The 25728-nt window shown below is 44.3% G+C and carries 20 protein-coding genes and 2 pseudogenes; 6 read left to right on the top strand and 16 right to left on the bottom strand.

Annotated elements, in window-relative coordinates; all coding sequences use genetic code 11:
• Positions 1-20 precede the first annotated feature (20 nt).
• From AB4X21_RS01530 to AB4X21_RS01475, 12 genes and pseudogenes are all read right to left on the bottom strand, one after another.
• Positions 21-1022, bottom strand: a complete 1002-nt coding sequence (locus AB4X21_RS01530) for a uroporphyrinogen decarboxylase family protein (RefSeq protein ID WP_369088069.1) — start codon at positions 1020-1022, stop codon at positions 21-23.
• Positions 1023-1121: 99 nt separating this feature from the next.
• Positions 1122-1322, bottom strand: coding sequence for a hypothetical protein (locus AB4X21_RS01525; protein ID WP_003004502.1), 201 nt, complete (start codon positions 1320-1322; stop codon positions 1122-1124).
• A gap of 17 nt (positions 1323-1339) precedes the next feature.
• Positions 1340-1616 (bottom strand): annotated as a pseudogene (locus AB4X21_RS01520) (uroporphyrinogen decarboxylase); the annotation flags it as partial.
• A gap of 142 nt (positions 1617-1758) precedes the next feature.
• Positions 1759-3567, bottom strand: coding sequence for a glutamine--fructose-6-phosphate transaminase (isomerizing) (glmS, locus tag AB4X21_RS01515; RefSeq protein WP_151379117.1), 1809 nt, complete (start codon positions 3565-3567; stop codon positions 1759-1761).
• Positions 3568-3940: 373 nt separating this feature from the next.
• Positions 3941-5326: a glycoside hydrolase family 1 protein gene (locus tag AB4X21_RS01510; protein WP_369088068.1), complete on the bottom strand. Its 1386-nt coding sequence runs from the start codon at positions 5324-5326 to the stop codon at positions 3941-3943.
• A gap of 134 nt (positions 5327-5460) precedes the next feature.
• Positions 5461-6156, bottom strand: coding sequence for a gamma-glutamyl-gamma-aminobutyrate hydrolase family protein (locus AB4X21_RS01505; protein ID WP_151379115.1), 696 nt, complete (start codon positions 6154-6156; stop codon positions 5461-5463).
• 177 nt (positions 6157-6333) lie between these two features.
• Positions 6334-7854 (bottom strand): ABC transporter permease/substrate-binding protein, encoded by a 1521-nt coding sequence (locus AB4X21_RS01500; protein ID WP_369088067.1) that lies wholly within the window; start codon positions 7852-7854, stop codon positions 6334-6336.
• A complete protein-coding gene (locus AB4X21_RS01495; RefSeq protein ID WP_195189925.1) occupies positions 7847-8575 on the bottom strand; it encodes an ABC transporter ATP-binding protein in 729 nt (242 codons plus the stop codon). The genes AB4X21_RS01500 and AB4X21_RS01495 overlap by 8 nt, the downstream gene beginning before the upstream one ends.
• Entirely contained in the window at positions 8568-9422 is an 855-nt protein-coding gene (locus AB4X21_RS01490) for an SDR family oxidoreductase (RefSeq protein ID WP_195623503.1), read from the bottom strand. The genes AB4X21_RS01495 and AB4X21_RS01490 overlap by 8 nt, the downstream gene beginning before the upstream one ends.
• An 18-nt stretch (positions 9423-9440) precedes the next feature.
• On the bottom strand, positions 9441-9890 hold the full coding sequence (locus AB4X21_RS01485; RefSeq protein ID WP_369088066.1) for a MarR family winged helix-turn-helix transcriptional regulator: 450 nt from the start codon (positions 9888-9890) through the stop codon (positions 9441-9443).
• A gap of 395 nt (positions 9891-10285) precedes the next feature.
• The gene (gene leuS / locus AB4X21_RS01480) at positions 10286-12787 is read right to left on the bottom strand and encodes a leucine--tRNA ligase (RefSeq protein WP_369088065.1); all 2502 of its coding nucleotides are present in this window, start codon (positions 12785-12787) and stop codon (positions 10286-10288) included.
• Positions 12788-12910: 123 nt separating this feature from the next.
• Positions 12911-14881 (bottom strand): peptide ABC transporter substrate-binding protein, encoded by a 1971-nt coding sequence (locus AB4X21_RS01475; RefSeq protein WP_369088064.1) that lies wholly within the window; start codon positions 14879-14881, stop codon positions 12911-12913.
• A 165-nt stretch (positions 14882-15046) separates the two neighbouring features.
• Here AB4X21_RS01475 and AB4X21_RS01470 point away from each other — a divergent pair, with 165 nt between their 5' ends.
• The gene (locus tag AB4X21_RS01470) at positions 15047-16369 is read left to right on the top strand and encodes a DUF1958 domain-containing protein (RefSeq protein ID WP_003013561.1); all 1323 of its coding nucleotides are present in this window, start codon (positions 15047-15049) and stop codon (positions 16367-16369) included.
• 315 nt (positions 16370-16684) lie between these two features.
• Here AB4X21_RS01470 and AB4X21_RS01465 read toward each other — a convergent pair whose 3' ends face one another.
• Both AB4X21_RS01465 and AB4X21_RS01460 read right to left on the bottom strand, forming a co-directional pair.
• Complete coding sequence (locus tag AB4X21_RS01465; RefSeq protein WP_003013676.1) at positions 16685-17776, bottom strand: glycerol dehydrogenase; 1092 nt, start codon at positions 17774-17776, stop codon at positions 16685-16687.
• A 418-nt stretch (positions 17777-18194) separates the two neighbouring features.
• Positions 18195-20086 (bottom strand): annotated as a pseudogene (locus AB4X21_RS01460) (M13 family metallopeptidase).
• A gap of 148 nt (positions 20087-20234) precedes the next feature.
• On the opposite strand from AB4X21_RS01460, the gene AB4X21_RS01455 reads away from it, so the two are divergent.
• The 4 genes from AB4X21_RS01455 (at position 20235) to tpx (ending at position 23313) form a co-directional block, all read left to right on the top strand.
• Positions 20235-20957, top strand: a complete 723-nt coding sequence (locus tag AB4X21_RS01455) for a metal ABC transporter ATP-binding protein (protein WP_369088063.1) — start codon at positions 20235-20237, stop codon at positions 20955-20957.
• Positions 20954-21796 (top strand): metal ABC transporter permease subunit, encoded by an 843-nt coding sequence (locus tag AB4X21_RS01450; RefSeq protein WP_369088062.1) that lies wholly within the window; start codon positions 20954-20956, stop codon positions 21794-21796. The genes AB4X21_RS01455 and AB4X21_RS01450 overlap by 4 nt, the downstream gene beginning before the upstream one ends.
• An 11-nt stretch (positions 21797-21807) precedes the next feature.
• Positions 21808-22740, top strand: coding sequence for a metal ABC transporter substrate-binding lipoprotein/fibrin-binding adhesin FimA (gene fimA / locus AB4X21_RS01445; protein ID WP_003013610.1), 933 nt, complete (start codon positions 21808-21810; stop codon positions 22738-22740).
• A gap of 78 nt (positions 22741-22818) precedes the next feature.
• Positions 22819-23313 (top strand): thiol peroxidase, encoded by a 495-nt coding sequence (tpx, locus tag AB4X21_RS01440; RefSeq protein WP_369088061.1) that lies wholly within the window; start codon positions 22819-22821, stop codon positions 23311-23313.
• A 33-nt stretch (positions 23314-23346) separates the two neighbouring features.
• Here tpx and AB4X21_RS01435 read toward each other — a convergent pair whose 3' ends face one another.
• Positions 23347-24372: a DUF3114 domain-containing protein gene (locus tag AB4X21_RS01435; protein ID WP_003013724.1), complete on the bottom strand. Its 1026-nt coding sequence runs from the start codon at positions 24370-24372 to the stop codon at positions 23347-23349.
• Positions 24373-24496: 124 nt separating this feature from the next.
• Here AB4X21_RS01435 and AB4X21_RS01430 point away from each other — a divergent pair, with 124 nt between their 5' ends.
• Positions 24497-25150, top strand: a complete 654-nt coding sequence (locus AB4X21_RS01430) for a metal-dependent transcriptional regulator (RefSeq protein ID WP_003013784.1) — start codon at positions 24497-24499, stop codon at positions 25148-25150.
• A gap of 21 nt (positions 25151-25171) precedes the next feature.
• Here the strand turns inward: AB4X21_RS01430 and dtd are convergent, their stop codons facing one another.
• On the bottom strand, positions 25172-25615 hold the full coding sequence (gene dtd / locus AB4X21_RS01425; RefSeq protein WP_003013773.1) for a D-aminoacyl-tRNA deacylase: 444 nt from the start codon (positions 25613-25615) through the stop codon (positions 25172-25174).
• Between the last annotated feature and the right edge of the window lie 113 nt (positions 25616-25728).

The following is a 25728-nucleotide window of genomic DNA, read 5'->3' as shown; positions in this document are numbered from 1 at the left end:
TCTCCCTCTTTCTATTTTCCTTATTCTGCTGCAGCTTCACGAACCCATTCGATTCGTTCTTCATCAATGTCACTTGGAATCGTACAATCGGCACCGATGACCAAGCCTGTGGTTCCTGTTTCTGAGATGATGCGTTTGGTTTCTGCTTGGATCGCAGCCTTATCTCCTGTGTAAAGAAGACCATTTTTACCATTTTCAAAGCCACCAAGAACCGTGCGTCCACCGAAGATTTCGCGTCCTTCTGCTAGGCTGATTCCTTCTGGTCCGACTGCCCAGTTAATGACTTGGGCTGGGTAGTCTGTGAAGAGATGGATATCATTGCGAGCTCCTTCGTAGCCACAGATATGAAGAATATTTACGCCACCGGCTTCATTGGCTGCCTCTAAGACATGGAGTTCACTCGGTGCAATAATGTTTTTATAAACTTCTTGTGTAACCCGCGCATCTTGGATACTTTGAACACTGAGGTAGATCCCGTCTGCTCCTGCTTCTTTGATGATTCGTTGGCTCAAACTTGCAATATCTTGGCCAATTGTATCCAATACTTTTTTAAGAGTTGCTGCATCTTGATCGATAAAGTTGGCGATCAAGTCATCTCCTCCTGAAACTTCTCCGACCAACCATTTGAAGTAGGTCACTGGAGCAAAGATATTGTAGATAGCCACAATGTCTTCTTCAAAACCGGCACGGATTTTTTTAACGAGCTCTACTTGCTCTGTGATCCATGGATGATCTGCTCCAAGTGGTTCAATCCCTGCTAAATCAGAGATATTTTCAAGGCCTTTGTGAATGGCTGGGTTTGGATAAGCAAAGTAACCATCGCTCATGAGTTTGACAAAGTCTGGTTTGACCTTGTGAAGGAAGTTTTTATGGCCATTGAGGTTTTTTTCAATAATTTCCGGATTAGAAAATCCTTTCAACCATTCTTCTTCTGTTGTAAAATGATGCCAAAATCCAACTGGCACACGGTCAACCGCTTCTCCTTTAAAAGCTTTTAAGACTAATTCTCTTTTTGCTGACATGTTCTTACCTCTTTCTATTCTTTTCTTGTTTGTTATCTTATCACTTCAATGATGCTTTGACTAATATATATTTTTTATCAAGTTCTTCATCTTTTTTTATCACTGATCTTCGAGAAGAAGAATTCCTGCTAGATCAGACGGGCGAAGGAGGGAGAGACTATGGGCTGGAATTTTCTCCAGTCTTGCCATATCTGGATCTTTTTTTGCTTTTCCCTGACTGCTTGCTAGAGCAACTTTACTAAGCCCTAGAAGCAAAAACAAAACGGTTACCAGGATACACCATACATTGATCTTTTTCATCTCCCTCTCCTTTCTTCTTACAATACAGCTGCTTGACGTACCCAATCTAAGCGTTCCAATTGGAAATCATCTGGCACGGTACAGTCTGCTCCAAGGATCAAACCACGACTTCCGGCTTCTGCCACCAAGCGACGAGTTTCTTGCTCAATAGCTTCTCGTTCCCCTTGGTAGAGCAAACCTTTCTTGCCATTGACAAAGCCACCCAAAACGGCACGATCGCCGAAAAGTTTACGACCTGCGGCTAGGCTAAGGCCTTCACGATGGGTCCGCCCAGTTAATGACTTGAGCTGGGAAGATCGGCTTATTTTGAGGCCAATGATCACGTTTTCCCCATCCTCTAACCTATCATGGGCTGTGGATTCGGCTTTGCCCCTTAAAAACAAACATCCTCGCTAGGAAAAACCTAACGAGGATGTTTTTTTCTATATAAACAAATTTATTCAACTGTTACAGACTTAGCAAGGTTCCGTGGTTTATCAACATCAAGCCCACGATGAAGGGTTGCAAAGTAGGCAATCAATTGGGTCGGCACCACCATTGAGATTGGAGAGAGGTAAGGGTGAACCGCTGTCAAGACCAAATCATCTGTCTCTTTAGCGACATTTTCCTCTGCAATGGTTAAAACATGAGCCCCACGTGCTGCCACTTCTTGGATGTTCCCACGTGTGTGGCTGGCTAGGACTGGATCAGACAAGAGGGCAATGACCGGTGTACCGTCTTCGATCAGAGCGATGGTACCGTGTTTCAACTCACCCGCAGCGAAGCCTTCACATTGGATGTAAGAAATTTCTTTTAGTTTCAGACTGGCTTCCATAGCAACATAATAATCTTGGCCACGTCCGATATAGAAAGCATTGCGGGTTGTTTCCAACAAGCCACGAACTTTTTCGTCGATCACTTCTTTTTCTGAAAGGGTTGATTCGATGGACTGTGCCACGATAGACAATTCGTGCACCAAATCAAAGGCTTTGGCCTTCTCATTGCCATTGGCTTCCCCAACAGCTTTCGCAAGAAAGGCAAGGGCTGCGATTTGAGCCGTATAAGCCTTAGTAGAAGCTACCGCAATTTCGGGACCAGCATGGAGCAACATGGTCATGTCTGCTTCACGTGAAAGAGTTGATCCTGGAACATTGGTTACTGTCAAGCTTGGAATGCCCATTTCATTGGCCTTGACCAACACTTGGCGGCTATCGGCCGTTTCACCAGATTGGCTGATAAAGATGAAGAGTGGTTTCTTGCTAAGAAGTGGCATACCGTAGCCCCATTCAGAGGAAATACCGAGTTCTACTGGAGTATCTGTCAACTCTTCCAACATTTTTTTAGACGCAAATCCAGCATGGTAAGAGGTACCAGCCGCAAGGATATAGATGCGATCTGCTTCTTGAACAGCCTTGATAATAGCTGTATCTACCACTACTTGACCAGATTCATCTGTATAGGCTTGGATCAGCTTACGCATGACAGTTGGTTGCTCATCGATTTCCTTGAGCATGTAGTATGGGTAAGTCCCTTTTCCAATATCAGAAAGGTCAAGTTCAGCCGTATAGCTAGCCCGTTCTTTGACGTTTCCATCATAGTCTTGCACTTCAACGCTATCAGCCTTGACAATCACCAACTCTTGGTCATGGATTTCCATGTATTGGTTGGTTTCACGAATCATGGCCATGGCATCAGAGCAGACCATATTGTAGCCATCGCCAAGACCGATCAAGAGTGGTGATTTATTTTTTGCCACATAGATGATGCTTGGATCTTCCGCATCCATCAAAGCAAAAGCATAAGCTCCACGGATGATGTGGAGGGCTTTTTTGAAGGCTTCGAGCGTAGATAAGCCATCTTCTTCAGCAAATTTTCCGATCAAGTGGGCTGCGATTTCTGTATCTGTTTGCCCCTTGAAATGGTGACCTGCTAGGTATTCTTCCTTGATTTCAAGGTAGTTTTCAATCACCCCATTGTGGACCAAAACAAAGCGACCTGTTTCAGAGCGGTGTGGGTGGGCATTGTCCTCAGTTGGTTTTCCATGAGTGGCCCAACGGGTATGTCCAATCCCAGCTGTCCCTTCGACACCTTCTGCCTTAGACGACAATTCTGCAATGCGGCCAACTGCCTTTACCAATTGGCTCTTGCCTTCACTAGCCAGGAAAACACCCGCAGAGTCATAGCCTCGGTATTCGAGTTTTTCAAGTCCTTGAATCAAAATATCAGTAGCATTTGTATTTCCTACAACACCAACGATTCCGCACATAGATTTTACGATATAGCCTTGCTATACTTTCCCCTTTACTTAGTCAAACGACCTATAGTCGATTTCTCAGTTACTTTAAAATTGGTCTAGTCTAATTTGACCAAAAAGCAACCAGCGGAGTCAGTATACAATGCTTCTTCTAGTTTGTCAACTAGGAAATCCAAGAAAATTGGTCTAGTTAAGTTAGGGTTAAGATTAGAGATAAAGTCAACCAAGAAAATTTCCACTGTAAGAAAAATGCCTGAAACAGAATGGTTTCAGACATTCGGAATAATTGAGAGTCAAACTGTTTGGAGAACTGTTTGACTCCAAGCTTTAAAATGATGATGCGAGGAGGCTCAATACGAATTGAAGATGGGCTACGGATCTCGATTTAGTCTTTAAATCCATTGGCTTGGCTTAGTTCTTTAAACCAATGGCCGGATTTTTTGAGGATTCGTTTTTGACTTTCGAGGTCCAACTCAACTAAACCATAGCGGTTCTTGTAGCCATTGAGCCATGACCAACAGTCGATAAAGGTCCAGATCAGATAGCCTTTACAGTTGGCACCATCTTGAATAGCCCGGTGGAGCTCACGAAGATGGTCTTTGACAAAGTCAATCCGGTAGTCGTCTTGGATCACTCCATCCTTGCGGAATTTTTCCTCTCCTTCAACCCCCATCCCGTTTTCGGTCAGGATCCACTCGATATTGCCATAGTTTTCCTTGATATTTTGGGCAATGTCATACAAACCTTGCTCATAGATTTCCCAACCTCGGTGGGGATTGATCTTGCGCCCTGGCATAACATAAGGTTCATAAAATTGCTCAAAGAGTAGGGGAGATGCTGGATTTGGAGCATAACGAGGAGCCGCCACACGGAGTGGTTGGTAATAGTTAACCCCTAGGTAATCCACTGTATTTTCCTCAATCAAGCGCAATTCAAAGGGATCATAATCTGGTAAGAGATCACGCTCCCGTAGGATCTCCACTAATTCTTCAGGATAATGACCAAGAACAGATGGATCTAAGAAGGATTTGGCTTGAAAGAGCTCGGCAATGCGCGCAGCTTTCACATCTGCTGGATGCTGGCTCCGAGGATAGGCTGGTGTCAAATTGAGCACAATCCCGATACGGTAATTAGGATCCACCTCGTGACAGGCCTTCACTGCTAGAGAGCTTGCTAACTGGGTGTGGTAGGCTACTTTTACTGCTGCTGCTGCGTCTACCTTATGAGGAAAATGGGCATCATAAAAATAACCAAACTCCACAGGGACAATGGGTTCATTAAAGGTGATCCACTGATCGACCAGATCCCCATAGGTCTTGAAACAAAAACGCGCATATTCCTGGTAAGCATAGGCGGTTTCTTTATTTTCCCAACCATCCCCTTGCTCTTGAAGAGCCATCGGTAAATCAAAATGATAGAGGTTGACCAAGAGGTGAATCCCTTTTTCTTTGATCTTTTCAAAGACACGCCGGTAGAAATCAACGCCTGCTTGATTGATCTCTCCTCGTCCTTCTGGGAAAATACGTGACCACTGAATAGAGGTCCGAAAGGCCGTGTGGCCAGTTTCTAACAAGAGGTCCAAATCTTCTTCCCAGTGTTCATAAAAAGTCGATGTTTTGTCCGGTCCTTGCCCTTGATAAAAGCGGTTGGGCTCGATCCTATACCAGTAATCCCAGAGATTGTCTCCCTTTCCATCCTGGGCTAGACGTCCTTCCGTTTGAGGGCCCGAGGTCGAACTTCCCCATAAAAAATCCTTTGGAAATTGATACATGTCCTAATCCTCCTCATTCTACTAGCTCTATTGTAGCGAATCCTCCCCCAAAACCTAGGCACAATTTACAGTCTTTCTTACGCAGATTAAAGAAAAAGTCCCTTAGGAAAAATTCCTAAGGGAGCTGGTCCTCTTTATAATTCATTCACGACATATTCAAAGAGTTTTCGATCTGCTGGGCTCTTATCAAAACGCAGTTCCGGATGCCACTGAACGCCGAGGAAACGGATCTCATCTGTGGATTGAACGGCTTCTATGATGTCATCTTTCGGATCCCGCGCGATCACTTCTAAGCCATCTGCCAAGTCTTTAATACTTTGATGATGGAAAGAATTGATGCGACTGGTCTTACCATAGATCTCTTGCAGGACCGTCTGATCCTTGGTCACCAACTCTTGGCTGGTGTACTGACCTGGATTGTCTTGCCAGTGGTGTTCAATGTCTTGATGCAGAGTTCCCCCCAGAGCGACATTATAGAGCTGGGTCCCACGACAAACGGTAAAGATAGCTTTTTTAGCCGCACGCGCTTCTTCAATCAAGGCCAACTCAAAGAGATCGCGTTTCAAGAGGTAGTCATCACTGTCGATGGTGATTTCTTCTCCGTAAAACTTGGGCAAGACATTTTGCCCACCGGTGATGATGAGCTTATCAATCATTGATATGTAGTCTTTGGCCAAGGCCGCATCTCCAATTGGCAAGATCAAGGGAATCCCTCCTGCCTCTTTGACCGCTTCGACAAAACCAGTCGCCGCATAGCTCATGTTCGCGTCCGGATCATCTGGGAAGGGTCTTTCATTTCCTGTAATTCCAATCACTGGTTGCTTTTTCATACTATTTTCCATATGCTTTCATTCATTTTCAAGGCTTATTGTAACACAATTTTAAGCCAGACTCAATGGAGAGTTTTTGAAGGAAGGTCTCCCCTTCTACCCCAAAAGCTTGCTGAAAGGAAATAAAATTGCTTTCTATTAAAAAATTCTCAAGTGCAAAGACTTGAGAATGGTTTGTTAATTTTTTATCAACCCTTCTTTTACCAAAAAGTCACGCGCTACTTTAGCAGCAGGCTTACCTTCTACTCCGACTTGGTAGTTCATCTGACTCATTTGGTCTGCTGTGATTTCACCCGCCAACTTATTGAGAACAGCTTCTAATTCGGGATGTTTCTTAAGAAGAGCTTCTTTCATGAGGGGCGCCCCTTGATAAGGTGGAAAAAGTTGCTTGTCATCTTCAAGGACCACCAGGTCATAACGAGCAAGTTCAGCATCTGTTGAGTAGGCATCCGTTATTTGAATATCCCCAGACTGGATCGCCTGGTAGCGAAGGGCTGGCTCCATGGTGGAGACTTGTAAGTTGAGACCATAGATCTTCTGCAAGCCTTTGTTTCCGTCCTCTCGGTCGTTAAACTCAAGAGTAAAGCCTGCCCTGAGTTGTCCTTCCACCTTTTTCAAATCTGAAATAGTCTTGAGTCCATACTCTTGGGCAATCTTCTTAGGCACTGCAACAGCATAGGTATTTTGATAAGCCATAGGTTTGAGCAAGGCTAGGTCGTCTTGTCGCTTGATCCCATCTCGAGCAGCTTTGTAGACTGCTTCTGGATCATGACTGACTTGTGGTGCCGGCTTGAGGAGACTTTCGGTCACCGTACCTGTAAACTCTGGATAGATAGCGATATCCCCTTTTTTTAGAGCTTCATAGAGGAAGGTGGTCTTCCCAAAATTCGGTTTGACAGTCACTGTCATATCCGTATTTTTCTCGATCAAGATCTTATACATATTGGCGAGAATTTCAGGTTCAGGACCCAACTTCCCAGCAATGACCAGATTTTCTTTTTTCGCTTTGGGAAGAAGACTTGGCGTATAAGAAGCTCCTAATCCAATAACCATCACAGCAAAGGCTGCAAAGATGGTCCGCAATTTGGCCTTTTCCATCCATTTGAGAAGAAGGTTAAATGCGATGGCTAAGAAGGCAGAAGATAGGGCACCGATCAAAATCAGACTGGCATTATTGCGGTCAATCCCTAGGAGGATAAAGGAACCGAGTCCCCCAGCTCCAATCAAGGCGACTAGGGTAGCTGTCCCAATAATCATCACGGTCGCCGTGCGAATCCCAGACATAATGACGGGCATGGCCAAGGGAATCTCGAACTTCTTGAGTCGCTCCCACTTGGTCATCCCAAAGGCGATTCCTGCTTCTTCAAGGCTTGGATCAATCCCCTGTAAACCGGTGATGGTATTTTGAAGGATGGGGAAAATGGCATAGATGACAAGAGCTGTTAAGGACGGAAGCGTCCCGATTCCCATAATAGGAATGAAGAGGCCCAAAAGAGCCATGGAAGGAATGGTCTGGAAGATCCCAGCTAGCTGTAAAACCCAGTTGCTTGTTCTTTTGTGGATACTCAAATAAATAGCTAGAGGAACAGCCAGAAAAATCGCAAGGAGCAAGGTCAGTAATGACAGTTGCAAATGTTGCCCCAGTGCAGCGAGCCAGTCCCCAAAGCGTTCTTGAAAGGTTGCAAGTAGTTTAGACATGGTGAGCACCTCCAAATAGATCTGCGACAAAGTCGTTGGCTGGCTGGGCAAGAATAGTCTCAGAATCCGCTACCTGTACAATCTCTCCTTCTTGCAGTACTGCAATCCGGTCGCCTAATTTCAAAGCCTCGTCTGTGTCATGGGTCACAAAAATAGTGGTCATACCGAATTCTTTGTGCAATTCTTTGGTAAGAGTCTGCAACTGCTTACGGGAGATGGCATCCAAGGCCGAAAAAGGTTCGTCCATCAATAGAATCTTTGGTTCCCCAATGATAGCTCGCACAATGCCAATCCGTTGTTGCTCTCCACCAGATAACTCGCTTGGTAACCGATGAGCATAGTCTGCAGCAGGAAGCCCCACCTTGGCCAAGAGTTCTTCTGTTTTCGAAGCGATTTGCTCCTTGCTCCAGCCCTTCATCTCAGGAATGAGAGCAATATTTTCCGCAACGGTCAAGTTTGGAAATAGGGCAATGGCTTGAAGGACATAGCCGGTACTGAGACGTAACTCCCGTTCGTCATAGTCTTTGATGCGTTTCCCATCCATATAGATATTGCCATCTGTCGGTTCCAAAAGACGGTTCACCATCTTGATCATGGTAGTCTTTCCAGATCCTGAAGGTCCCACAAGAACCATAAATTCTCCATTTTCAATGCGGAGATTGACATCTTTTAAAATGTTTTTATCCGTGTAGCGCAAGGCTACATGTTTGTATTCAATCATATTTTTCCTCAATAAGTTTTCTGTCTCTAAGAATATCCAATAAGCTACTTGCTGGATGCCCTAGGACTTTTTCGACATCTGTAGAAACCCCAGCTTGTTCCCCAGATTTAATCGCTGTATAAGTGCTGACCCAGGCATCGTACTCCCAAGTTTGTGCTGGCCATTTTTTCCGTGACTCATAGGCTTCTTCTACTGATTCATCCACATACGTGATGGTTTTACCGCTCTCTTTTGAGAGGAGCGCTACGATTTCTTCCATAGAAAGATCCTCTGGCCCTGTCAGATTCAAGCTTTGATTCTCCCACTCCTTAGGGTTTAAAAGAATTTCTGCTGCAACCCTAGATGTGTCCTTACGGGCAACTGCTGAAACCTTCCCACTTCCTGCTGGACCACGAATTTCCCCATTTTCAAGAGCAATATCTATCAAGAAGTCCAAGTAAAAATTATCTCTCAAAAATGTATAGGTGAATCCTAACTCCTTGATATAGGCTTCCGTCTGGGCATGATCTCGAGACAAGGTAAAAGTTGCCTTCTCATCTGCCCCGTAAAAGGAGGTATAGACGATATGCTGCACCCCCGCAAGCTTGGCGGCATCTAAAAAACTCGTGTGTTCCTCAACACGCTCTGGATTTTCCCGAGCAGAGACCATCAATAAGACATCGATACCCTTTAAGGCCTCAACCACCTCTGGAGTATTGGCATACACCATCTTACGAATTTCCGCTGACGCGTAGACTGTTGCCCGCTCTGGACTTCTTGCCAGATGGATAGAAGCAATTCCTTTTTTATCGACAAGATCAGACACATAGGAACCTAATTTCCCTGTTACACCTGTAATTCCAATCATAACTGTTGCCTCCTTTCCCTAGATGTCATTTTCTTTAGCTTTTAGATTTGTGATAATCCGCTCTTGATAGGCTTCAAATTCTTGAATTTCTTGATCCGAAAATCCTTGGTAGAAAATCTCACCCAACTCTTTACTAACGCGGTCACCGATTTCTTTTTGCGCCCAACCGAGGTCTGTCAAAGAAATATATTTTTTCCTTTTATCCTGTGTGCAAGATTGAATCGTAACCAAGCCTTGTTCTTCCAATTTCTTAACCATACTGGTCAATGTATTATTGGCTAGACCCGTCGCAAGAGCGATATCTGTCGCAGTAGCGCACCCCAACTCTTGCTTCCACAAAATCGTTAAAATTTTCCCCTGTTCACTTCGGTATTGAGCATCTGGTTCCTTGCTCAAGAGTTTTTGAAAAAGTCGCCCGTTCAATAAGCGTATCTGTAAAGCTTGGTATCCCCCTTGCATCTTGTCCATTTTGTCTCCTTTTTATTTCTATATCGAAATATCAAAGTCATTGTACCACTGCCTGTTACATCTGTCAACTATTTCGATATAGAAATAACATTTTCCTTGGAAGAAGAGAAACATTTAAACTCCTTGTAAAACAACACTGAGTTTTACATATGTTCACTGTAATGCAGAATGAAATTTGTTAAAAAGCTTCGGTAGGTTTCTTCCTACCGAAGCTTTTTTGATATCACGCATCCAACCAACAACTATTTTCAAACCGACTCTTTGCCTTTTCACAAAAATCCTCCAGAGCTAAGCTCCGAAGGATTTATTTTTATTTCACAACGATACTAACCAATTTAGTTGGCTTCAATAGTCCAGTGGACTATTGAAGGTGGCAGATAGGGCTAATAAACTGGTTATTTAACAACGATATTAACGAGTTTATTAGGGACACTAATCACTTTCACGATTTCTTTGCCATCAATCTCTGATTTGACTTTTTCGTCAGCCAGAGCGACTTCTTGCAATTCTTCGCGTGACAGGTCTTTTGCGACCATGAGTTTAGCACGGACTTTTCCTTTGATTTGAACGACGATTTCGATTTCGTCTTCAATCAATTTGCTTTCGTCCCATGTTGGCCAAGCTACGTAAGAGATTGACTCACCGGTTGCTGCGACTGTTTGCCAGAGTTCTTCTGCTAAGTGAGGCGCAAATGGGGCAATCAATTGGATAAAGCCTTTGGCGTAGTCTACATAAAGTTTGTCTTCCTTGTTGGCAGCATTGACAAAGACCATGAGTTGGGCAATAGCTGTGTTGAACTTCATAGACTCGATTTGCTCTGTAACAGCTTTAACAGTTTCGTTGTAAACCTTGTCTAGAGCGCCATTGTTTTCCGCAACGATTTCTTTACTTGTAATCAAACGGTAAACACGGTCGAGGAATTTACGGCTTCCTTCCAATCCTTCTTCAGACCAAGCGATGGAAGCGTCAAGTGGTCCCATGAACATTTCATAGACACGAAGGGTATCGGCACCGTATTGTTCCACCACATCGTCTGGGTTGACCACATTCTTGAGGGATTTAGACATCTTAGCTGGTGCTTGCTCCAACTCTTCTCCTGTTTCCACATGGAAGAAGGAACCATCACGTTTTTCAACCTTGTCAGTCGCTACAAGAGCTCCACGGTGGTCACGGTAGCTAGTTCCCAAGATCATTCCTTGGTTAAAGAGTTTTTGGAATGGCTCTTTAGTCGGTACAACACCAAGGTCATAGAGGAATTTATGCCAGAAACGAGCGTAAAGCAAGTGAAGAACAGCGTGTTCTGCACCACCTACGTAGATATCGACTGGCAACCATTGTTTGAGGAGGTCCTCGTCAGCCAATTTCTCAGTGTTGTGTGGATCGATATAGCGGAGGTAGTACCAGCTTGAACCAGCCCATTGTGGCATCGTATTCGTCTCACGACGACCTTTGACACCATCTTCGCGGGTGACTTCCAGCCAGTCTGTCAAGTTAGCCAATGGGCTTTCACCAGTACCTGAAGGGCGAATGTCCTTGGTTACTGGCAAGACAAGTGGGAGTTCACTTTCTGGAACAGCTGTTGAAGTTCCATCTTCCCAATGAATGATTGGGATTGGTTCACCCCAGTAACGTTGACGGCTAAAGAGCCAGTCGCGGAGACGGTAGGTAACCTTTTCTTGACCAAAGCCTTTTTCTTCTAGCCAAGACACGATTTTAGCAATCGCTTCTTCTTTGTTAAGTCCATCTAGGAAGTCAGAGTTGACGTGAAGTCCATCTTCAGTATAGGCAGCTTCTGCTACATTTCCACCTTCCAGCACTTCTACGATTGGAAGACCAAACTGGTTAGCAAATTCCCAGTCACGCTCATCGTGGGCAGGTACGGCCATAACGGCACCTGTTCCATAACTAGAAAGAACATAGTCGGCAATCCAGATTGGGATTTCTTTACCATTGACAGGGTTGATGGCATAAGCACCAGTCCAAACCCCTGTTTTTTCCTTAGCAAGGTCAGTACGAGCTAAGTCTGATTTAAGGCTAGCTTGGTGTTTGTAGTCCGCTACAACTTCAGCTTGTTCAGGTGTCGTGATGTCATCTACTAGTTCATGTTCAGGCGCCAAAACAGTGAAGGTCGCACCGAAAAGAGTATCTGGACGAGTCGTAAAGACTGTGAATTCCTTGTCAGTCCCTTTTACTTTGAAGGTGACATTGGCACCAGTTGATTTACCAATCCAGTTGCGTTGCATGTCCTTGATAGACTCTGGCCAGTCAAGGTCATCCAAGTCAGCCAGCAAGCGCTCTGCATAGGCAGTAATTTTGAGCATCCATTGGCGCATTGGTTTGCGGACAACTGGATAGCCCCCACGCTCAGATGTTCCATCTGGAAGAACTTCTTCGTTGGCAATAGCTGTACCCAATTCTTCAACCCAGTTGACTGGCACTTCCGCTTCATAAGCTAAGCCTTTTTCGTAAAGCTTAGTGAAAATCCATTGAGTCCACTTGTAGTAGTTCGGATCTGTCGTATTGACTTCACGGTCCCAGTCGTAAGAGAAGCCAAGCGCATTGATTTGACGTTTGAAGTTGGCAATGTTTTCTGCTGTGAATTCCGCTGGGTCATTCCCTGTATCCATAGCATATTGCTCTGCAGGCAAACCAAAAGCATCCCAGCCCATTGGGTGAAGGACGTTGTAGCCTTGGGCGCGTTTGAAACGGCTAAGGATATCTGTTGCTGTGTAGCCTTCTGGGTGTCCTACGTGAAGACCCGCTCCAGATGGGTAAGGGAACATGTCCAATGCATAAAACTTAGGTTTTGAAGCATCTGTTCCTGTCTTAAAGGTGTGATGGTCAGCCCAGTATTTTTGCCACTTAGGCTCGATTTCTTTATGATTGTAAAAACTCATAGCGTCTCTCCAATTTTCGTGATGCTCCTATTATACCATTTTTAGGCGATTTTTAAAGGTTCAGACAAAGAAAAAGACAGGTCCCATACGGGACCTGTCTCTCCTGTTTTCTTCAAGAAAAGTCTATTTCACATGCTTTTCAAGTTCTTCTTGCGCTTTTTTATTGGATTTTTCTTTTTCTTTCTTCCATTGATCACGCGCTTTGTCGTAGTCTTTAGCCGATACGACCTTGTCTTGAACTTCTAAATATTTATAGTTGAAGGATTGACCCTTGTGGCCTGTCCAAGCAAAGGCTGCAGAGTATGGTACAGTCTTACGAACGACTGGAGAAGCTCCATCTGAATGGATCGGAATCAAGAGGGCACTATCGGTCAACCAAGCTTGAGCGGCAGCATATTTTTCGTAACGCTTGTTCACATCTTTGGTTTCATTGTGCGCATCTTCGATCAATTGATCATATTCATCAAAACCAGTCTTTTGCGCATTATCCGTACCAGCATCGAATCCAAAGTAAGAATTGGCGTTTTCACCGGATTTACCACTAGTGATGTCGATGTAAGAAGATGGGTCCGTATAGTCTGGACTCCAACCCAAGTTATTGTTCAAATCCCAGTCTTGTTGCGAAGCACTTTCAGCAAAGTAAGTCACCCGTTGAAGATCATCCTCAGAAATCATATTCAAATCAATGACAATATTTTCTGCTCCCAGTGTAGATTCAACTGACTGTTTAAAGGATTGGGCCTGTTTAATTCCTTCCGTATAAGTAGAAGAAGTTGGAAGGTCCAAATGAATTGGGAATTCAACTCCTTGAGACTGCAAGTCTGCCTTGGCTTTGGCAAACTCTTCTTTGGCCTTGTTTGGATTGTAGAGGGTGTCTTTTCCATCTGCGACAGAGACCCCTTTCCATTCATCCCCATAAGCTTCCAAGTCTTTTTCTACTGCATCACCAAATTGTTTGCCATCGATTTGGACAAAGTTTGGTGGCGTAAAGGTATTACGGATCACCTTATTGGCACCCGCTTCCCCGTTAGTTTGCGCTACATAAGCCTTGCGGTTGAAGGCAAACATAATGGCTTGACGGAAGTCTTTATTTAAGATTGCTTTCTTAGTTGAAGTCTTTTGAGCATCCGTGGTCTTCTTTGTGATTTCATAAGCCTGACGGTCAATGTTGAAGGAAAGGTTATAGGTTGAGGAACCTTGGTCAGTAAAGACGATATCGTCTTTGTGCTTCTTCTCTACACTCTTATAGTTAGAGCCATTTGGGAAGACACGAGCAACTGTATAGTCGCCGTTATCAAATCCACGGATCAGAGACTCGGAGTCTTGTCCATCATAATAGGTCAGCTTCACTTTACTGATCTTAACATTATCCGCATCCCAGTATGTTGGGTTCTTTTCCAATATCGCAGAAGATTTAGAAGTGATGGATTTGATCAAATAAGGACCGCAGTAGAGGATACTAGACGGAGAGGTCCCTTGACCATAGTTATCTCCCTTAGATTTCAGGAATTCTCCATTAACCGGCATCAAGATCCCCATCGTAGTCTTAGAATTCCAGAAACTTTCTGGTTGGCTCAGGGTATATTGAACGGTGTAATCGTCAATAGCTTTTACACCAACTGTTGAAAAATCAGTTGTCTTCCCTGAAACATAATCATCCAAGCCTTTGACAGATTTTTGGACCAAGTAAATTGCTTGTGATTTCTTGTCTGCTGCGTGCTTGAGACCTGTGACAAAGTCTTGGGCCTTGACTTCTCCATATTCTTCCCCTTCAGAAGTCATCCATTTGACCCCTTTACGGAGTTTATAAGTATAGGTCAAGCCATCCTTGGAAACCGTCCAGTCTTTAGCAAGCGACGGAATCAAATTCCCATACTTGTCCACTTCCAACAAGCCATCTATCGCATTTCCTGTAAACTCGGAAGTCGATTTTTTATTAGAAATCGAATAGTCGAGGGTATCTGGATCCTGGGTATAGACATAGCTAAAAGTCTGTTCGCCAGAACTTCCAGATTTTCCACCTGAGCAGGCTGCCAGTACACCAGCCGATAAAAGCAGAGCGCTGGTAGCTAAGAGTACCTTCCCTTTGTTCATATAAATCACCTCATTGTAAAAAATGTTATACTCAATTTAAATTATAGCACTTTCTAGGGAAATGTAAACGCTTTTACTGTGAAATTATTCTATTTCTTCTTTATTTTTTCAATTTCTTCTTTTTCTAGAATTTTTTCAGGTTTAATCCCTGGCCTGTATGATATAATGGAATCTATGAATTATGGGAGACATTTACACAAACGACTAAAACACAGCCTCTTGTCCCTCCTTGTAGGAGTCTTGACATTAGGCCCTATTTCCACTGCTTTTGCGGACGACATCTACCATCAAGAAGATGTCATGAAAATCGCAGCTGATGCTGGACTGGTATTGGACGATTTTTACAAGCCTAAGGCTGACATCGTCATCGACGCCAATACTGGAGCCATTTTGTACGGAGACAATATCGACACGGTCCGGGACTCCGGAAGCATGGCCAAGCTCATGAGTGCCTATGTGGTCTTTCGGGCCCTTAAAGAAGGCAAGATCAAGTACGATACCGTGGTCACAGCAACAGAGGCAGACCAAGCCATCTCGGAAAACAATCTGTTAAGTAACTCACCCATTGTAGCTGGTGTTGACTACAAAGTATCTGAATTGATCAAGATGCTCTTTGTTCCATCTTCCAGTGCAGCTGTGATTATGCTCGCCAACGCCGTCACTGACAATGATCCCGATAAGTTTTTGGACTTAATGAATCAGTACTCACAAGAAATGGGGATGAGCCATACCAAATGGCACAATCCAAATGGGGCGATGATTTCGGTCCTTCAGGGCTACTACAATCCTCAGCGCTACGATGTCAATGCGAATAACGAAATCACAGCGCGGGACATGTCTATTCTGGCTTATCACATCGTAAACGACCTGCCAGAAATGTTGGAATACACCAAGCAAGCTCACACTACGATCATGGAAGGAACCCCCTACGAGCAAAGCTACGATAACTACAATACTTCCCTCGAAGGTGGAAAATTCGCCCTTAAAGGAACAGATGGACTCAAAACTGGATCCAGCCCGACTGCTGACTACAACTACACCGCGACCACCAAGCGGGGTAAACAACGGATTATCGAAGTCATTTTGGGGGTTGGGAACTACGATGTCGAGATCGCCGAAAGCTACCGCAATCAAATCGGGAATACCTTGGCTGAGAAAATGTTCGCAGACTACCACTATAAAAAAATCCTTTCTGCAGGCGATCATACCATCGACGGGAAGACCATTCAACTGAAGCAAGACTTCTATGCGACCGTTAAGAAGGGGACGAAGCCAGCCCTTAAACTAGAAGACAACCGCCTAGTCGTCCAGAACGGCTTGCAACAGGTATCTCCAAGTATTAAACCGGGAGTGGCCGTAAGTGAGTCTAAAACAACAACCTCTAGCAGTAAAAGCAAGGGACTCGATGTCATGTGGCTCTTCTGCTTCCTGCCTGCCGGAATTTTATACCTGATCTTTAAACAAACCGATCCAAAAAGAAGAAAATAGAAAAAGAACTCCCATTACCATAAGGTATGGGAGTTCTTGGTTTGTCGACAAAGTCATCTTAGAAACTTTCCTTAGGTGAGTACGGACGTCAGCGAACTTCGAAGAAGTTCCATGACTTAGTTTTGGACCAAAAGTTCCAAAACTCCCGAGTGCTAGAAACAATCGTGTTTCTAGCACTTTTCTCACAGCGGAAAGTTCCTAAGTATTTTTTAATGAGTCTTAAAAAGTATCTCATTTTAATTTTTTAGGCATCCATTAGTTTGTTTGATGTAAAAAACGGTTTGTATACATTCTCGGTGAATGACTAATGTTTACTTAGGCCAAACCTTGAACGTAGGCATCTACTGCTACGATGGCTTGGGCAATATCAGAAGCCTTCACCTCAAATGGCATTTGATGGATGGTTTCTCCTTCGATGGTGGCTTGTTGACCAACTTTGAGAAGATCTTCATAACTTGCAGTTTCAAGATGCATTTCTTTCAGAGTGGTTGGCATGCCGATTTGTTGATAGAAACGAATGTATTTATTCAATTCTTCCTTCGGACGGTTTTCCAAGAACAATTGAACGAGCGTTCCGTAGGCTACTTTTTCACCGTGAGTTAAATGGTGGATGTCACCAGTAAGGGCTGTAAAGCCATTATGGATGGCATGGGCAGCTGCTAACCCACCACTTTCAAACCCAATCCCACTAAGAAGGGTATTGGCTTCGATGATGTTTTCAAGAGCAGGGGTTACGACTTTGGCTTCACAAGCAGCCATGGCTTGAAGACCGTCTGCAAATAAGGTTTCTTCACAACGTTGTGCAATGGCGACACCCGCTAAGGTTTGTCGTTGACCCAACATGGTTTTTCCATTCGCTTGCATCACTGCACGCGCTTCTACCCAAGTTGCTAGGCCATCTGCAATACCAGAAGCGAGCAAGCGTTTTGGTGCTTGAGAGATCACTTTGCTATCCACCAAGACCAATTCTGGGTTTTTAGAATAGAAAATATAGCGCTCAAAGGCACCCTCATCTGTATAGATAACAGATAAGGCGGAAACAGGAGCATCTGTAGAGGCAATGGTAGGGGCAATCACAACTGGGGATTTTAAAAGATCAGCAATAGCTTTAGCACTATCGATGGTCTTTCCTCCACCAAGTCCAATGACCGAATTACAGCCATTTTCTTCTGCCAGACTAACCACACGATTGATTTCGTTGTCAGAAGCTTCTCCATTAAAGAAGACTGGCAAAACCGTGAGCCCATTTTGACCAAGGTATTCTTCAAAACGCTTCCCTACGATATCATAGACCACTGAATCACATAGCAAAACAGGGTGATTCCCTAATTCTGAAATAGATTGCGCATTTTCAAATAAGGCATTCTCACCTTGAATGTAACGTGATGGACTTGCAAAATTTCTCATAGTCTGCTCCTTTAAAATTTATTTAGTTCACACCCATAGTAGCATTTAATTCTATGAATTTCAAAGAATTATACAAGGCTCCAATCAATTATATTTATCTGTTCACGCAGCTATTGAAAGCGCTTTATTTTCATTTGTGAATCTTATGATTTTCTAATCCGCTAAAAAATCCCCACAGCTAGTTTCAGTAGGTTGAAACTTGACTTTGGGGATTTTTATTTTTTTCACGAGCAATCAAGAAAATCAATCAATGGCTTAACTGAAGTCGAGACTACTTCCTTTGATCAACAAAACTAGTATCGCGAAATTGAACTCGCCCTAAAAGCGTCGAGAAAAAGAGAGATTGACTGGTGGACATGGCCCACATAGTCAATCTCTCTTTTTCTTCTCGCTTTTTTTACGGGCTTAGTATCTTAGACTACCAAATGATCACACGATCTTCTGGTGCGCGCCACATACCGTCGCCTTCTTTGACATCAAAGGTTTCAAAGAATTCGTCAAAGTTTGGTAATTGGACATTGGTGCGGAGTTTTCCTGGTGCGTGGACATCGACACTTGCAAGGAGTTGCATGTACTCTGTCCGAGCTTTCATGCGCCAGATGCGAGCAAAGTTGGTGAAGAATTCTTCTGCTGAGAAGTCTGCTTCTTTCTTCGCGGCTTCAAGGGTACGATACCACCGAGGTCTGCTACGTTTTCAGAAACGGTCAATTTCCCGTTGATCTTGGCACCGTAAGAGTCTTGTCCTTCAAACTGATCGATGACTTTTTGAGTCCGAGCGGTAAAGGCTTCGTAATCTTCTGGCTTCCACCAGTCTTTCAAGCTACCGTGCTCATCAAAGGAAGCACCATTGGTGTCAAAGGCGTGGGAGATTTCATGGGCAATGACTGCACCGATTCCGCCGTAGTTGGCTGATGATGATTGGTGAAGGTCATAGAAAGGTGCTTGTAAAATCGCTGCTGGGAAGACGATTTGGTTTTGTTGCGGATCATAGTAGGCATTGACCAGGTGGGCTGGCATGTGCCATTCGCTCCGATCAACTGGTTGGTTCCACTTGCTCCAAGTATGGGCAATGGAAATTTCGTAAAGGGCTTGAGCATTTTCCACCAAGGTCTTGCTTTCGTCGATGATTTTCTTGGCATACGTTTCTGGTAATTTTTCAGGGTAGCCGATATGTGGTGTGATAACATTGAGTTTGACAATGGCTTTTTCACGAGTCTCAGGAGCGAGCCAGTCTGCTTTTTCTAAGCGCTCCTTGTAGACTTCAATCATGGTCGCTACTTTATGCTCTACGTCTGCTTTTGCTTCTGGTGAGAATTTTTCGCCCGCATACCAGAGTCCAAGCGCTTGGCTATAAGGTCCTTCTGCCAAGGCCAGAGCTGCTTTTTCTTTTGGACGAGGTTCTGGAATCCCCGTGATGATCCGTCCATATTCACCAGACAAGACACGGATTTCTTCGGTCAAGAAAGATGTCCAATCTAGGGCTGCACCAAGTTTCAATTTGGCATGAATGGTTTCCCAGTTGGCTGCTGAATAGTATTTTGGTGCGAATTCCTTCCAGAAACGCTCTTCTGGCACGATGATTTTATCTGGTGTTTGTCCGATCACTTCTGTAAAGAAGGTATCGAGAGGCAATTCTGGAACCAAGGCCTTGAAATCTGCCCACTCATAAGGATGGTAGAGTTTGTTGTACTCTGATCTTTCTTCGTTTGATAAGACATATTTGGCCAATTCTGCATCCGCCGCAATCACTTTATCCAGAATGTCTTTGATTTCTTCCTCTGAGAATTCAAATTTTGGTAAGAGTTTTTCCATCATTTGGCGCCAGATAGCCAGTAATTCTAGGCCTTTTTCATTGTCTTCTTCATAGTAGGTCGTATCTGGCAAGATGAGAGCAAGGGACTCTCCCCACAAGACATTCATTTGGGCATTCATAAAGTCTGGTGACACGCTAAATGGCATGAGATTTGGTTTGCCAGCTAGTTCATAGGTGCCCAACTTGCTGGTATAGTCTTCAAAAGAAGACAAGGCCTTGATTTCATTGATCAAGGGCATGACTGGTGCCACACCAGCTGCTTCTCGCGCATCAAAATCTGCCACCATTTTGTGGTATTTGACAAAGTTTTGCAGAATGCTGTCTTCAGGCAGCTCTTCTCCCCGTTGCCATTTTCCAGTGATATCCAACATCAAGTTTTCGATATCTTGGATCAAGTCCATAAAACCACCAGTTGACGGTTTGTCATCAGGAATCACAGCTGTCTCAGCCCATTCCCCATTGACATAATCATAAAAATCATCTTGTAAACGTACCATGATCTTCTCGCTTTCATTCTTTTCTAATAACCTTATCAAAAATAGGAACTTTTTTCAATGATTACAAGTAAGTTAATCTAAATTATTTTAAAAATTAACTTGACTTAATTTTTTCATTTATGTATATTAATAGTAAAGGAGCAAACTCATGATTCAAATTGAACATCTAAGTGTTGCCTACCAGCAAACACTGGCCCTAGAGGATCTTTCCCTCACCATCCAGGGTCCAACCATCCTAGGCATTCTTGGACCCAACGGAGCAGGAAAGTCAACCCTGATCAAGGCCATGCTAGGACTTCTCCCTCATGCGGGAAAGGTCCTGCTCGATCAAAAAGATCTCGGCCAAGTTCTTCAACGAGTGGCCTACGTCGAACAAAAGACCGCTATTGATTTCCACTTCCCCATCACGGTGCGGGAGTGTGTCTCACTGGGCCTCTATCCCCATCTTTCGATCTTCAAGCGAAAAAGTAAAGAGGATCTCCAAAAAGTGGAAAATGCCTTGAAACTTGTCAATCTTCTTGATCTAGCAAATCGCCAGATTGGTCAGCTTTCAGGAGGGCAATTCCAACGGGTCCTAATCGCCCGCTGCTTGGTCCAAGAAGCAGAGGTCATCTTTTTGGATGAGCCCTTTGCAGGGATTGACTCCGTTAGCGAAGACATCATCATGCAAACACTAAAAACCTTGAAAAAAGAAGGCAAGACCATCCTGATCGTCCATCACGACCTCAGCAAGGTCCCTGCTTACTTCGACCAGGTCCTCCTTCTCCATCGTAAGCTGATTGCTTTTGGAAAAACAGAGGAAACCTTTACCAAGGAGAATCTGCATGGAGCCTACGGTCATGAACTCTTTATAGGAGGTGAAATCAGATGATTGCAGAATTTATCGATGGATTACAACAATTTCATTTCCTACAAAACGCTCTCATTACAGCTATTGCCATCGGGATCGTCGCTGGTGCAGTCGGATGTTTCATCATTTTGCGAGGCATGTCTCTCATGGGAGATGCCATCTCACACGCGGTCCTTCCAGGTGTGGCCCTTTCCTTTATTCTGGGTATCAATTTCTTTATTGGCGCCATTGCCTTCGGGCTTTTAGCTTCCATCCTGATCACCTATATCAAGAGCAACTCCATCATCAAGAGCGACACTGCAATTGGGATTACCTTTTCTTCTTTCCTCGCCCTAGGAGTCATTCTGATCGGAGTCGCTAAAAGTTCCACCGACCTTTTCCACATCCTCTTTGGGAATATCTTGGCCGTGCAAGACCAGGATATGTGGATGACCATCGGTATTGGGGTGGCGGTCTTGCTGGTGATTTGCCTGCTCTTTCGACCCTTACTGCTCACATCTTTTGATCCTGTTCTGGCTCAATCCATGGGCGTCCGGGTCAAGGTCTATCACTACCTTCTCATGGTGCTCTTGACCTTGGTTTCTGTCACTGCTATGCAGAGTGTCGGGACCATTCTCATCGTCGCCATGCTCATCACACCCGCTGCGACGGCCTATCTCTATGCCAACAGCCTCTGGTCCATGATGCTCCTTTCATCCGGATTAGGTGCTCTTGCATCCATCCTAGGACTCTTTATTGGCTATAGCTTCAACATCGCCGTCGGGTCTTGTATTGTCCTCACTTCTGCTGTCTTCTTTCTCATCAGCTTCTTTATCGCTCCTAAGCAGAGAAAGAACAAGCACGCTCTTTCGCCTCATTAAAGGAGAAACACATGAAAAAAATCGCTTCTGTCCTCGCCCTCTTTGTGGCGCTCTTATTTGGTCTGTTGGCCTGTAGCAAAGGCTCTTCTTCCAAGTCCTCATCCGATAAATTGAAGGTGGTTACCACCAACTCCATTCTCGCAGATATGACCAAAAATATCGCGGGGGATAAAATCGAGCTACACAGTATTGTCCCTGTCGGTCAAGATCCCCACGAGTACGAACCACTCCCAGAAGATGTCAAAAAAACTTCACAAGCCGACCTGATCTTCTACAATGGGATCAACCTCGAAACGGGTGGCAATGCTTGGTTTACTAAATTGGTCAAAAATGCCAATAAAGTAGAAAACAAGGACTATTTCGCAGCTAGCGACGGAGTCGACGTCATCTACCTAGAAGGCCAAAACCAGGCTGGAAAAGAAGACCCTCACGCTTGGCTCAATCTCGAAAATGGAATCCTCTACGCTAAAAACATTGCCAAACAATTAATCGCAAAAGATCCAAAAAATAAGGACTTCTACGAAAAAAATCTAGCAGCCTACACTGAAAAGCTCAGCAAGCTGGATCAAGAAGCTAAGCAAGCATTCAATAACATCCCGGCAGACAAGAAAATGATTGTAACCAGCGAAGGTTGCTTCAAGTACTTCTCCAAAGCCTATGGCGTCCCATCTGCCTATATCTGGGAAATCAATACCGAAGAAGAAGGGACACCCGAACAAATCAAAACACTGGTAGAGAAATTGCGTCAAACCAAGGTGCCGTCTCTCTTTGTTGAATCCAGTGTCGATGAACGTCCTATGAAAACTGTCTCTAAAGATACCAATATCCCGATCTATGCAAAGATCTTCACTGATTCCATTGCCAAAGAAGGAGAAAAGGGCGATAGCTACTACAGCATGATGAAGTGGAACTTAGACAAGATCGCAGAAGGATTGAGTCAGTAACCCTTCAGATTTCTAAACAAATCAGTGGCCCCTCCTCCGGTATTGAGGTACAATAAAAACAAAAAAAGGAGTCTTTTTATGGCAACATTTTTAGGAAACCCTGTTACCTTTACCGGATCTCAACTGCAAGTAGGGGAAATGGCTCATGATTTTTCATTGATCACTCCAGCTCTGGAGAAGAAATCTTTAGCTGATTTTGCTGGCAAGAAAAAAGTCCTCAGCATCATCCCATCCATCGACACAGGGATCTGTTCGATGCAAACACGTCACTTCAACAAGACCTTGTCGGACTTGGAAGACACTGTCGTCTTGACGGTCTCTGTCGACCTTCCTTTTGCTCAAGGTAAGTGGTGCGCTGCTGAAGGGCTCGACAATGCTATCATGCTCTCAGACTACTACGACCATTCCTTCGGAAAAGCCTACGGCCTCTTGATCAATGAATGGCACTTGCTCGCACGCGCTGTCTTGGTCTTAGATGCGAATAACAAGGTTACTTACGTTGAATACTTAGACAACATCAACAGCGAACCCAATTACGACGCTGCAATTGAAGCTGTCAAAGCACTTGATTAAAGTAAAAAGAGGTCTACTGCCTCTTTTTCATTGCTATAAAATCCGATGGAGCCCATTCTGGAGGAGGACCCGCCAGCGTAAGCGAGGGATGCCTCTGAGGAAACTTCGCACGCGTCTTGCCACTTGTTGCTTGTAGCTCTTACCTTCCTGTGCAAAGACTCCTTTTCGACTCCAGTATCCCTCGATGCTGCGATCATTTTTAGGGGCTAGATAGCGAACACCTTGGCGATAAAGGACCTGCTTACGAAAGGCTGGGTCCCACGCTTTGACGGGATCAATATCTAAGTCCTTATGGTTCCGGCCCCTAGCCAACCCGTAGTTAAAACTGGCACCATTGACAATGCCATTTTCAGAAATTTCTACTGGATCGACTTCATTGAGGAAATGCCCAGCTTGGTCGAAAATATACTCCGTATGGAAATTTAACAAGACTTTGAAATTGACTTGTTGTGAGGCCCCTGATGGATAATGAAGGTGACCATCTGGCCTTAGGGAGACCTTGTTGTGAAGACGAGCAGCCGCATAAGCATCCACCGTGACAGCTATAGTCTCCTGTAGGTAAGCTTGTAAGGCCTCTTCGTCAGTCTGTCCAGCTCTCGCATTATGTATCCGAATCCATTGCGCCTGGTAACTTGAAAGTAGGTAGCGCAACTGGTGAACCTGGCGTTTCAAAAGCTGATCTCCCGACTGATCTGCTAAAGGATCCTTTTCAAAGGCGACCTGCACGACGCGTGAAAAAGCCTTCCAAAAGTCGGATCCTGGCGGACAATCTGGAGCCATCCTACTCAGAAGAAAGGCTGTTTCTTCACAAGTTCCAGACAAGTCACTCGGCATCAGGAGAATTTTCATGACGCCCCTCAGCAAGTCTTGGGCAGCAGTCTCCGTTAGATCCTTGATCTCTTGAAACCACATGTTTTGAAACAGAGGACTGGCAAAGAAAAAGACAGACTGGTATTGTTCTTGGTAGGCTTGTGGATCTTTATATCCCTGCAAGTGCCTCTCTAGATAGGCTAAACTATTCTCTCTCCAGCCTAGTCTCGCTAATTCCCGTCTGTTCATGATGCCGTCCTTTCTATGCTTCTATACTACCATCTTTTGGAGCTTGAGACAATTCTCATTACTCCACTAGCGTTTTTGAGGATTTTTTTGATATACTAGAAGTGAGCGAAGAAAAGAGGAAAGCATGACACCAAACAAAGAAGATTACCTCAAGTGCATTTATGAAATTGGCACAGAAGTAGAAAAAATCAGTAATAAGGAAATCGCCAGTCGCATGCAGGTCTCTCCGCCCGCTGTGACCGAGATGATTAAGCGCATGATCTCTGAGGGCCTCTTGGTGAAAGATAAGACCCATGGCTATCTACTAACAGATCTGGGCTCGCAATTGGTCTCTGATCTCTACCGCAAGCACCGCTTGATCGAAGTATTTCTGCTGGAAAATCTTGGCTACACAACTGAGGAAGTCCATGAAGAGGCAGAAGTTCTCGAGCATACCGTTTCTGAACATTTCATCGACCGACTGGATCACATGCTTGGAAATCCTAAGACCTGCCCTCACGGTGGGACAATTCCAAAGAAAGGCGAAAGGCTTGTCGAAGCCCACCAAGACCGTCTCAGTGAAACGACCCAACCTGGTCTGTATATTCTGCAAAGGGTCTATGACACCTATGAATTGTTAAAATTCTTAGACCAGATCCATCTCCAAATTGGTGATACCATCGCGTTTCAACGGTACGATGACTACACAGGGCTCTATCACTTCGTTATCCATGAACAAGAAATTTCTATCAACCAATTGATCGCCCAACAACTCTATATCGAAAAACATGCAGTCTAACCCGACTGCATGTTTTCTTACTTATGGATTTTTTGTATCTAGTAAAATCGTCACCGGACCATCATTGATCAATTCAATCGCCATATCGGCTCCAAAGATCCCTCGTTTGACAGGGACTTCTTTTTCTAATTGATCATTAAAGGCATCATATAACTGACTGGCCATATCTGGCTTGGCAGCCCCTATAAAAGCAGGACGGTTGCCTTTTTTTGTCTCCGCAAAGAGGGTAAATTGAGAGATCGACAAGATTTCTCCTTGAATATCTTTGACCGAAAGATTCATCTTATCTTCCTCATCTGAGAAAATACGCATCTGCGATACCTTTCGAACCGCATAATCTAAATCTTTCTGATCGTCATCTGGACCGACACCTACTAGGAGCAGCAAGCCTTGCTGGATCGCATTGTAGACTTGACCATCAATGGAAACCGAGGCACTCTTGACCCGTTGAATCACTAATTTCATTTTATTATCCTATTTTATAAACCTATTGAACATTCACTGCTACCCTTGAAAGAACATCAACCACAGACAAGGCAGTGAGACGCAGGCATAACTGTAGTTAGGCTAGTCGAAAC

The organism is Streptococcus sp. CP1998, assembly GCF_041026655.1.
Classification (GTDB): domain Bacteria; phylum Bacillota; class Bacilli; order Lactobacillales; family Streptococcaceae; genus Streptococcus; species Streptococcus dentalis.
The sequence above is the reverse complement of the archived record's forward strand: the minus strand, read 5'-3'. Positions and strand labels throughout refer to the sequence as shown.